The sequence below is a fragment of the Nitrososphaera sp. genome (assembly GCF_036397675.1).
In the GTDB taxonomy this organism is placed as follows: domain Archaea; phylum Thermoproteota; class Nitrososphaeria; order Nitrososphaerales; family Nitrososphaeraceae; genus Nitrososphaera.
Genome location: NZ_DASWIL010000038.1, coordinates 88,593 through 95,297 on the forward strand (window position 1 = coordinate 88,593; position 6,705 = coordinate 95,297).

Sequence of the window (6,705 nt, forward strand, 5' to 3'; positions counted from 1 at the left end):
GCGCACCCTGCTTGTGTCAAATGTCAGACTACGACAAGGTAATGAAGCTGGCCCTTGAGCGGGGTTTATACTTTCCGAGTTGCGAGATTTACCACGACGCGCCTGCTGGGTTCTGGGAGTACGGGCCCACAGGCGTCGCCATAAAGAACAAGTTCATCGACCTCTGGCGCCGGGAGCTCGTGCGCCGGGACGGCATGATGGAAGTCGACGGCTGCCAGATAATGAGCAAGAGCGTCTTTGTCGCGTCCGGCCACATCAGCAACTTTACGGACCCCATAATAAAGTGCACAAAGTGCAACTCTATCTTTCGCGCAGACAGGTTCATCGAGGAAAAGACCGGTCAGCGTGTGCCGGAGAGGCTCTCAAATGAAGATATGGATGCGCTCTTGAAGACTCACGACCTGAAGTGCCCGAACTGCAAGGGCGACTTTGGAGCCGTCAGCAGGTTCAACATGATGTTCCGAGTTGGAATAGGGCCTGCAGGCGAAGAGGCGTACTTGCGCCCTGAGACCTGCCAGTCCATCTTTGTTGATTTTTCCCGCGTGTTCAAGACCATGCGCGGCAGGTTGCCGCTTGGCATCGCGCAGGTGGGCAAGTCGTTTCGAAACGAGATAGCTCCAAGGCAGAGCCTTCTTCGACTTCGCGAGTTCTACCAGGCAGAGATTGAAGTGTTCTGCAACCCAAAGCGCCTTGACGACATGCCCAGATTTGACGAAGTCAAGGGCACGACGTTACGATTGTTCAAGGATGGCGACGGAACGGTGACTGCAGTCACTGCGGATGAAGCAGTGGCAAAGGGCCTCATCCCTAGCAAGCTGGTCGCGTACTACCTTGCGCTCCTCACGGAATTTTACGAAAAAACCGGCGTCGACATTTCAAGGAGCAGGTTCAGGAGGCTCTCCGACGAGGAAAAGGCATTCTACGCGTCGGTCGCGTTTGACTTTGAAGTTGAAACGAGCACAGGATGGCTCGAGCTTGTGGCGTGCAACTACCGCTCCGACTATGACCTGAAAGGGCACGCAGAGATCAGCAAGGAAAAACTCGAAGTGGTGGATCCTGTTGACCAGCAAAAGGTTCTTCCGCACGTGTTTGAGCTATCAATGGGCATTGACAGGAGCATCTACACCATCTTGGAGCACTCGTACTACGAAGAGCCTGCAAAGGACGAGACGAGGACCGTCCTGAGGCTAAAACCGTACTTGGCGCCGGTGCTAGTCGGGATACTGCCGTTGATGACAAAAGACGGCCTTGGCGAAAAGGCACGCAAGATCCACTCTGACCTTAAGCGCGACTTTGACGCGTTCTATGACGAGTCCGGCTCGATTGGAAGGCGCTACCGGCGGCTTGAAGAGGCTGGCGCGCCCTTTGCCATTACGATAGACCAGACTACCATGCAGGACGACACGGTGACGGTGCGCTACCGCGACTCTATGCTGCAAGTGCGCGTCAAGGCGGCAGACCTTGCGCAGTTTCTGCGCGACTCGCTTTTGATAAAATGACGCGCAAGAAAGAGGAGGCAAAAGAGGAAGACCTGCCTGCCGAAAAGTGGTTGGCCGCCTTCAGGAACCCGTCGTCTGACAAGAGGCCGGAAGGCTCGACCCTTGTAAGGCAGTTCTACGCGGCAGGTTATTACGAGGCCTACGATATGGTATTGACGCATGCAGAAAGGATGAACCTCGAGGTGATCTGGTTTCGGGAAAAGCACAGCTGCGGCCCCTACATGAACCGCAACTACCCCGGCCTTGAGTCAAGGTGCACGTACTGCAACAAAAAATTCGGCCACGAGCCCGTGCCATGCGCAAGCGACGGCTGCGAGTCAGAGTTCTGCTCCAGAGATTGCATGGACGAACATGCGACGCTCAAGCACAGGGTCAGGACTTGACAAAGTCAACCGTGATTATCCTTATTCGCTCTGGGTCGCCACGGAACTGGTCCAAGCACCGCGACGAATATTCCGCCGGCGACCCTTCCTTCAGCTCGGCGACCCTGAATCCCATCGACCGGAACGTCTCCACCAGCCAAACAGTCCACAGGTCAACGGCATCGTCGCCTACAGGCTGCAGCAATTCATCTGTCATCTCCGTCACGAGCCTGAACGCCCCCGGCCTTTTCAGCTTGGCGTGCACCGCCTCGTAAAATGGGTGCCACTGCCCCTCCTTTTTCTCGTCGATGAAAGACTGGTCGGGCAGGATTGCGATAAACCCGTCTATCGAATCGTCGGGGAAGCGGGGGACGATGTCTCCAAACGAGCCCTGTATTACAAAGGCGTTCTGCAGATTGAGCCGCGACCTCGCCTGCGCGCACTGCGCCTCGTCAAGCTCGATGCCAATGTAGACGGTCTCGGGGTCTTTTTCTGCAAGCGCCCCCAGCACCCTTCCGTCGCCCATCCCAAGCTCCACTATTGTTCGCGTATGTGGTGGAACTATGAAGGGCTTGGACATTACGCCTTCAAAAGCTCTGACTCGAGCAGCTGCTGGACGAGCTGCACGACTTCCTGCTCCACCTGCTGCCTAGGCATGCCAAGCTTGGCCGAGAACTGGTCTGTAAGTTGCGTTATGGTCTTGGTGCCGTCGCAGGTCTTCCAGAACTCGACGATTGCTTCGTTTACCATGAAACCCTGCTCCTTCTCGTTTGCGAGGATCATCGACCCGTCCTCCTGCTTGATGAATCTGCCCTGCTTCAGGGGCATCGACTTTTCATAGTCAATCTGGAAGCGGAGCTTGGGTTTTCCAAAGCCAAGCTGGTCGCGTACTCCGGGGTTCATCTTTTCGAGGCTCCAGGGCGGGTCCCACACTATCTCGACGTTTATGCTGCCTATCCCCGGCACCTTGCCCACGTAGCGCTTGACATCGCTGACAAGCGTGTCGTGGAGCGGGCATCCCCGGGTGGTCATGGTCATCTTGATGTCAACGTCTTTGCCTTGGGCCACCTTGACTCCGTAGATCAGGCCCAGATCCACGACGTTTACCGGGATCTCTGGGTCCATGCACTTGCGGAGCGCACTGTAAACCTTGTCCTCTGTGACCTGCTTTGCAGTTGACATGGGCGTGATAAAGTTGATGCCAACACGATAAATACTTTGTCTAGCCAAGCATCGCCTTCAGGTTCTTTTCAAAGGGCGGCTTTAGCACGCCCTTTTCCGTGATGATGGCGGTTATCAGCTCCGGAGGCGTCATGTCAAACGCGGGGTTGAATATCCTGACGCCTTTTGGCGCCACCCTCTTTCTGCCCACCTTGACGACCTCGTCTACCGAGCGCTCCTCTATGACCACATCTTCCGGGCTGCTCTCAAAGTCAAAAGTCGAAAGCGGCGCCGCAACGTAGAACGGGATCTTGTGCCTTTTGGCAAGCGTCGCCACCTGGTATGTCCCAATCTTGTTAAAAACGTGGCCGGTGCGAAGCACTCTGTCGGCCCCAACTACGATGCGCTTTATAGCGCCCCTTGACATCATATGCCCCACCGCGGTATCGGGTATCAGCGAAACGTCCACCCCGTCGTGTTGAAGTTCAAACGCGGTGAGCCTTGACCCCTGCATGACCGGCCTTGTCTCCGTTGCAATGACACTCAGGCGCTTGCCCTGCTCCCTGGCCGCGCGTATGACTCCAAGTGCCGTGCCGTACGCGACAGTCGCAAGCGATCCTGCGTTGCAGTGCGTCATCACCACGTCGCCGTCCCGGAACAGGCTTGCGCCAAACGCTCCCATCTGCCTGTTGGCCTGAACATCCTCCTCCCACATTTTTTTCGCTTCCGAGAGCACAGCATTACGGGCGTAATCGAGCCTCTTGGCCCCCTTTGCCTTTGCCATTATCCGCTCTAGCGCCCAAAAGAGATTGACGGCAGTGGGCCTGGTGGCCCTGAGCACCTTAAACGCGGCGTCAAGGTCGGTCATAAGTTCTGCAAGAGTGCCGGCCTTGCTCGACTGCGCGGCAAGCGCAAGCCCAAACGCCGCGGTGACTCCGATTGCCGGCGCGCCCCTTACTACCAGTTTCTTTATCGCGTCTGCAACCTGTTGGTAGTCGGTGCACTTTACGTAAACGAGTTTGTTTGGGAGCTTTGTCTGGTCTATCATGACCACTGCATGATCCTTCCATTCGACTGTCAGCAAAAGGTTGAGGTTCTTGCGTGCCAAGCAGAAAAATTCCCAATCGTGGCGGTATTAAACCTATGTTCTGCGCCCTATCGAGGCAAACTTGATAAACTTTGTTCTGTCGAGCATACCTCTGCCGTCGTACACCGGAGCGTCGCCGAGCTCCTTGCGCGAAAGGTTGCGGTACTCGGCGTGGTCTGTAGACAAAATCACGAGATCGGCGCCCTTGACCGCCTTTGCAAGGTCCTGCGTGAGCGTGACTTCGGCCGGCAGCGCGGGGTCGCTTTTCACCACAGGGTCGTGCACGCGGATCTCTTTCGCGCCGACTTTTTTCAGCTCGGAGATGACAACATAGCTGGGCGAGAGCCTTGTGTCAGAGACTCCCCCCCTAAAGGCAAGGCCCAGGATTGCGACGGTGCAATGGGAAGGCTCCAAGCCGCCGAGAAGAGCGAGGGCCTGCCTCACGCAGTAGGCGGGCATCGAGTCGTTCACGTTCCGACCAAGCCTAGTGATCTTGCACTCTGCCTTGACCATTTCTGCCGCATGCAGCACAAACTGGGGGTAGACAGGTATACACGCCCCGCCGACCCCGACTCCGGGCCTGTGAATGTGGCAGAAGGGCTGCGAGTTTGCCGCCTCTCGTGCCTCCCAAAAGTCCACGCCCGCCTTTTCGCAGAAAAGCGCAAGCTCGTTTGCTAGGGCGATGTTGACGTCCCTGTAGACGCCTTCAAGGAGTTTTTCTGCTTCCGCAGTCCTCATGCTGCTCACGGCAATTACGCCTTTTCCGAAAACAAGCGAGAACAGCCTTGAGCCGGCCGCAAGGCTCGCCGGGCCGGCGCCCGACACGATTGCCGGATAATGATCTTCAATATCCTTGATGGCTCTGCCCTCGTAGATCCGCTCCGGGTTGTAGACCATGAAAAAGTCCCGGTCTACTTTCAGGCCGCTCTCCTTTTCAAGCACGGGAATCAGGGCTTCTTCTGACGTGCCCGGGGGCACGCTCGGGTTCAAAACAACCGTGTCGCCCTTTTTCAACCCCTTTGCAATCGACGAGGCCGCCTGACTGACTGACCCGAGGTCCGGAGAGAGCGACTGGCCGGCAGTGAGCACGGGCACGCAGATCATCTTTATCGCAGAATCCTGCGACGCCTTTACAGGGTTGTTGTAAACGGAAAACCGCTTTTCCTTCAGGCCCTTTGAGAATGCCTCACTGACTCCCGGCTCTTGTATGCGCGTCCTGCCCTTTCTTGCACTTGCGAGGACCGGGGGCGACTTGTCAACGCCGATTACGTGGGCGCCGAACCTGAGCCACACGGCGGCAATGGGCGAGCCCACCTGGCCAAGGCCGTAGACGGCTATCCTGGCGTTGCCCGACTTTATCCTGCCGGCAAGGTCCGAAACCGCGCTCGTTTGGGTCCCGCCCTTTTTCATGACGATGTCAGGATGTGATTTCGGCTATAAACTCTTGTCTGTGACAGGCTATGTGTAAAAAGTCAGTTATTACCGATACTTTCTTAACAAGCAGGCGACTTTTTACACAAAGACTCTAGCACAGACAGGTTTAATGCCCAAAGCTTCCTGCCAACTGTACCATGATCCCTGCAGTGGTGAGGGACTTTGTCAAGAGCCTCCCGGGCCCCTCGGCCTTGGTAGGGTGCATGGCGGGCGGACAACCGTTCCCTTGCTGCGAGTACGACGTCGCGCTGTTCGGGCCGGGCGCAAACAGCGTGGTGCAGATCGGTGACCACGCGGTGGAGCTGATGTACGTGGAAAAGAGTCACGTTCTTGAATTTGGCGACATGGAAATCATCAAAGATTCCAAGTCGTTTTCCCTTTCTTCCAGGGTAAAAGAGGCGACGCAGGAAAAGCGCGGAAAGGCGCTCCGCGCCTCTGGCAGAAGGGCCCTTGTCACGTCGCTGATGTACCAGCAGAGGATGAAGGACGCAAAGCAGCCGCTGCTTGCCTCCATGTGGCTCAAGGCTGGGGCGTACAAGTTTGTCAGAGGAGCGCTCGCCCTTGCCGGCGCAAGGCCGATGCCTGTCCACGAGCTTGGGCAGGTGAGGCAGACCGAGCTTGTTGGCATGGCAGAAGGCGTCCAGGCGGCGCTTGAATGCATAGGGATAGAGCGGGCTACCAGACCGGCGATAGCAAGGTCGGTCAAGGCAGTCGCGGAACTGAAAAGCGGCGACTATGACTCCAGGCTCGTGCAGTCCAAGGCGGACTGGCTGCTTGAAAAAAGCATGCTTGCAGACTGCTACTATTTTCTTGGCAGGGCTACCTGCGAGAGCCTCGCGTCAAAAAACAATGCGTTCCACAGCAGGTATGCCAAGCTGGCGCAGCTTGCGCTCGACCTTTCGGCAGACCAGCAGGGGCTTGAAAAGCTGCAAAAAAATCTGTCTCGGGCTGCAAAAAAAGCCCTGTCGTAGATTATCTCTTGCGGACCGTGAGGACCGGAGCCGGCGCCACCTTGGCACGGAGCTTTGCCTTGTACTTCAGGTTCCTCGGTTTCGTGCGAAGCCTGTAGCCGCAGCATGGGCACCAGAGGCCGTCCCACTTGATGAATATCTCGCAGATCTGACAGCGCTTCTGGCCGCTAGCGTACCTTCCAGAGCCGACC

The 6,705-nt window shown here is 56.8% G+C and carries 8 protein-coding genes; 3 read left to right on the top strand and 5 right to left on the bottom strand.

The annotated features are described in order from the left end of the window. Positions 1 to 20: 20 nt before the first annotated feature. Entirely contained in the window at positions 21 to 1,499 is a 1,479-nt protein-coding gene (locus tag VGA14_RS09230; RefSeq protein WP_331003467.1) for a glycine--tRNA ligase, read from the top strand. After that, complete coding sequence (locus tag VGA14_RS09235) at positions 1,496 to 1,882, top strand: hypothetical protein (RefSeq protein ID WP_331003468.1); 387 nt, start codon at positions 1,496 to 1,498, stop codon at positions 1,880 to 1,882. Before VGA14_RS09230 ends, VGA14_RS09235 begins: the two co-directional genes overlap by 4 nt. Here the strand turns inward: VGA14_RS09235 and VGA14_RS09240 are convergent. From VGA14_RS09240 to VGA14_RS09255, 4 genes are read right to left on the bottom strand one after another with little or no spacing between them, the layout of a single operon-like run. Continuing rightward, positions 1,872 to 2,441 carry a methyltransferase domain-containing protein gene (locus VGA14_RS09240; protein WP_331003469.1) on the bottom strand — a complete coding sequence of 190 codons (570 nt, stop codon included), beginning with the start codon at positions 2,439 to 2,441 and terminating at the stop codon, positions 1,872 to 1,874. The genes VGA14_RS09235 and VGA14_RS09240 overlap by 11 nt on opposite strands. Further along, positions 2,441 to 3,043 carry a PqqD family peptide modification chaperone gene (locus VGA14_RS09245; RefSeq protein ID WP_331003470.1) on the bottom strand — a complete coding sequence of 201 codons (603 nt, stop codon included), beginning with the start codon at positions 3,041 to 3,043 and terminating at the stop codon, positions 2,441 to 2,443. Before VGA14_RS09245 ends, VGA14_RS09240 begins: the two co-directional genes overlap by 1 nt. 40 nt (positions 3,044 to 3,083) lie before the next feature. After that, positions 3,084 to 4,130, bottom strand: coding sequence for an S-methyl-5-thioribose-1-phosphate isomerase (mtnA, locus tag VGA14_RS09250; protein WP_331003471.1), 1,047 nt, complete (start codon positions 4,128 to 4,130; stop codon positions 3,084 to 3,086). 33 nt (positions 4,131 to 4,163) lie between these two features. After that, positions 4,164 to 5,519, bottom strand: a complete 1,356-nt coding sequence (locus VGA14_RS09255) for a nucleotide sugar dehydrogenase (RefSeq protein ID WP_331003472.1) — start codon at positions 5,517 to 5,519, stop codon at positions 4,164 to 4,166. Between the two features lie 161 nt (positions 5,520 to 5,680). Here VGA14_RS09255 and VGA14_RS09260 point away from each other — a divergent pair, with 161 nt between their 5' ends. Beyond that, on the top strand, positions 5,681 to 6,514 hold the full coding sequence (locus VGA14_RS09260; protein WP_331003473.1) for a hypothetical protein: 834 nt from the start codon (positions 5,681 to 5,683) through the stop codon (positions 6,512 to 6,514). Position 6,515: 1 nt separating this feature from the next. Here the strand turns inward: VGA14_RS09260 and VGA14_RS09265 are convergent. Continuing rightward, positions 6,516 to 6,705, bottom strand: a 190-nt coding sequence (locus VGA14_RS09265) for a hypothetical protein (RefSeq protein ID WP_331003474.1), incomplete at its 5' end; no start/stop codon positions are given.

Bases quoted from the DNA above. Each gene is read 5' to 3' on its own strand.
- VGA14_RS09230 (WP_331003467.1), top strand. From the start codon at position 21: ATGTCAGACTACGACAAGGTAATGAAGCTGGCCCTTGAGCGGGGTTTA.
- VGA14_RS09235 (WP_331003468.1), top strand. From the start codon at position 1,496: ATGACGCGCAAGAAAGAGGAGGCAAAAGAGGAAGACCTGCCTGCCGAA.
- VGA14_RS09240 (WP_331003469.1), bottom strand. From the start codon at position 2,441: ATGTCCAAGCCCTTCATAGTTCCACCACATACGCGAACAATAGTGGAG.
- VGA14_RS09245 (WP_331003470.1), bottom strand. From the start codon at position 3,043: ATGTCAACTGCAAAGCAGGTCACAGAGGACAAGGTTTACAGTGCGCTC.
- VGA14_RS09255 (WP_331003472.1), bottom strand. From the start codon at position 5,519: ATGAAAAAGGGCGGGACCCAAACGAGCGCGGTTTCGGACCTTGCCGGC.
- VGA14_RS09260 (WP_331003473.1), top strand. From the start codon at position 5,681: ATGATCCCTGCAGTGGTGAGGGACTTTGTCAAGAGCCTCCCGGGCCCC.